Below are 2,707 nucleotides of genomic sequence, written 5' to 3' on the forward strand. Positions count from 1 at the left end.
CCCATCCTAAATAGGTTGTAATATTTAATCGTAGGGGTTTGGTTTCCTTTCCCCAAGCAAAAATCGGATTTGGAGACCAAACCCCTACAGTTTTTTCAGGAATCATTTCATATTGCCATTTAAGAAACTGTTTGTAAAATAAGTCTTAAGAGAGTTGTTGAGTGACTAAAATCTCAAAGTAAAAGGTACTTCAAAAGATTGAAATTTTGTAGATTGATTAGGTGGAAATGTATATATATTCCCTTGATTTTAACTCTTCAATACTTGTCTTGATTTCTTCGGACCTCCATACCTATTCCCTATTCCCTATTCCCTATTCCCTATTTCCTATTCCCTATTTCCTATTCCCTATTTCCTATTTCCTGTTCCCTATTTTCTATTCCCTATTTCTTATTTCCTGTTCCCTATTTTCTATTCCCTATTCCCTATTTCTTATTTCTTATTTCTTATTTCCTGTTCCCTATTCCCTATTCCCTATTCCCTATTCCCTATTCCCTATTTCTTATTTCTTATTTCTTATTTCTTATTTCTTATTTCTTATTTTTTATTTCTTATTTTTTATTTCTTATTCCCTATTCCCTATTCCCTATTCCCTATTTCTTATTTCTTATTTCTTATTTCTTATTTCTTATTTCTTATTTCCTATTCCCTGTTTCCTGTTCCCAGTTAAGTGTTCCCTATCTCCTTTTTATATTTCCTGATACATTCAGTCTCTAAAAAAGAGCTACTTCAATTAATTCATTTTAGACAGCTATCTCTATCATTTTTCCCTTTTTTTCAAGATTTACTACTTCCTCCTACTTCTTCCTTCCTTTTTCCTTCCTGATGCTAAAGTAATTTCAGAAAATTATTTCACATCTGAAGCTTGAAAATCACAAAAAATAGCTGCTTTAAATTAATTTTAGACAGCTATCTCTATCATTTTTCCCTTCTTGCAATATTTACCGAAAAATAAGGTTTTAAAGCCTCTCCATTCATGGAGAAAACAGAAAAAAACTCCTTTCAGCAAATCCTCTTCTTGATAAGAAGAGATAATTATTAATTATTAATTATTAATTATTGAAAGCACCTACAGCTTTTAATAGATAGTTGATAACCTTAGGTTCGCTGAAAGCCTTAGCTAGCTATAGTTATTCCAAGAACTTTGTACTGTCTAGAATTATTAATTATTAATTATTAATTATTCAATACTTCCTTCTTCCTTTCTTAAGAAACTAACCTTCTAATCCAACCATTAACAGTAAATCGACTATGTTCAAATGCTTTAGAAGGACAAACAACAGGCATTACTTCATGTCGGCAACGACTGTTAAAAAAGACGATTGAATTATTAACAGGTGTAATAGTTTTATAATTCTGATGAGTTATTGATCCACCACCTTTTAATTCAGTATCATACATTCTCAGTTCACCCCCAGAAAAAGCTTTAGGTTCTTGATAAAAATAATAAACATAACTAATTTCTCTACTAGCAGTTTTTTCGCTACCTGCATCGTTATGAACTTTGTAATAACATCCATCATTATGTGCTGTTAATTGCACTTCAATTTCTGATATCTCAAAGGCAGGAAAATTTAGTTTGGTTAATACTTCTGGCAAAATTTCTAATATTTGACTTTGAATAAGCGCTGATAATTCAGGAAAGTATTGTGAAAATAGTACATAAGATTGGCGATATTTATCTGCTTTAGTTGTTGTAGTTGATTCAACATATTGGTCTTGTTTTTGAATTGCTTCCTCTATGGCTTTTTGATTGTTTTCCGGCAATAAAAAATTTGTAATTTCCACATAATCAGCAGCTAAAAAATTAGGTTTTACTTGTATTTTTGGTGGTGCTTTAGTCAACACATTTGTTTCTACATTATTTGTCTGTAGTTGATTTAGTTGTTGTTGAGCTTCGGATACTAATGTAGCTGGTGAATAATTATTTTGCTGAGATAAAATACCTGTCATTTCTAGAATTTTTAGAGCTACTGTTGCTCGTTCTTGTGCTGGAAGTTGTTGATTTTTGAGGATTTCTTCCAAAGTATCAATCGACTGAAACAGTAATTTGTTTACCCTTTCTACAGGAAAAATATTATGATTATTAAAATTGGTATTTTTGTCTGCTTTTGGTTCTCTGTACATAATTAAATTCGATAATTTACTAGAGGTTTGATGATACTTTACCTTATACCGTTTCATGGAATTCTCAATTCTGAATTCAGAATTATGAAATGAGATTTTATATGCTAAAAAATTTGATAATACAAAAGTTTTAGGCAATTCTTTGATATTTAAAGGTAAGCATTCAGCTATTAGCAGTCAGCTCTCAGCTCTAACCTTTAAATCAAGCAATTCTTCCTTTAACTTATAGCACATTTTCAATCAGAAAATTGAAGCAAAAAAACGACAAGTCTGAGTTGTAAATCCATAATTGGAAATGTAGATGTACCTCGAAAGCTGATAGCTGATAAGCGATCTGCTGAATGCTTACATTTAAAGTTTGAAACTATTTGTGACATCCTTCAAGTGAATTGGTATTAGGTATTAATATAATTAATAATTAATAATTAATAATTAATAATTAATAATTAATACAGCAATTCCCAAAAAGCGTGAAGTACAAAATTATTTGGTTTTAGGGAACACTTAACTGGGAACACTTAACTGGGAATAGGGAATAGGGAATAGGGAGTAGTAATTCTGATTTCGTAGGAATAGATAA

Annotated in this window: 1 protein-coding gene; it reads right to left on the reverse strand. The window is 30.4% G+C overall.

Annotation, left to right across the window (positions count from 1 at the left end):
- Nucleotides 1–1,206: 1,206 nt before the first annotated feature.
- Nucleotides 1,207–2,127, reverse strand: a complete 921-nt coding sequence (locus F6K40_RS39700) for a 2OG-Fe(II) oxygenase (RefSeq protein WP_293145669.1) — start codon at nucleotides 2,125–2,127, stop codon at nucleotides 1,207–1,209.
- Between the last annotated feature and the right edge of the window lie 580 nt (nucleotides 2,128–2,707).

Source organism: Okeania sp. SIO3I5 (assembly GCF_010672085.1).
GTDB lineage: Bacteria > Cyanobacteriota > Cyanobacteriia > Cyanobacteriales > Microcoleaceae > Trichodesmium.

Coding starts and splice junctions, on each gene's coding strand:
- F6K40_RS39700 (WP_293145669.1), bottom strand. CDS start 2,127: ATGTACAGAGAACCAAAAGCAGACAAAAATACCAATTTTAATAATCAT.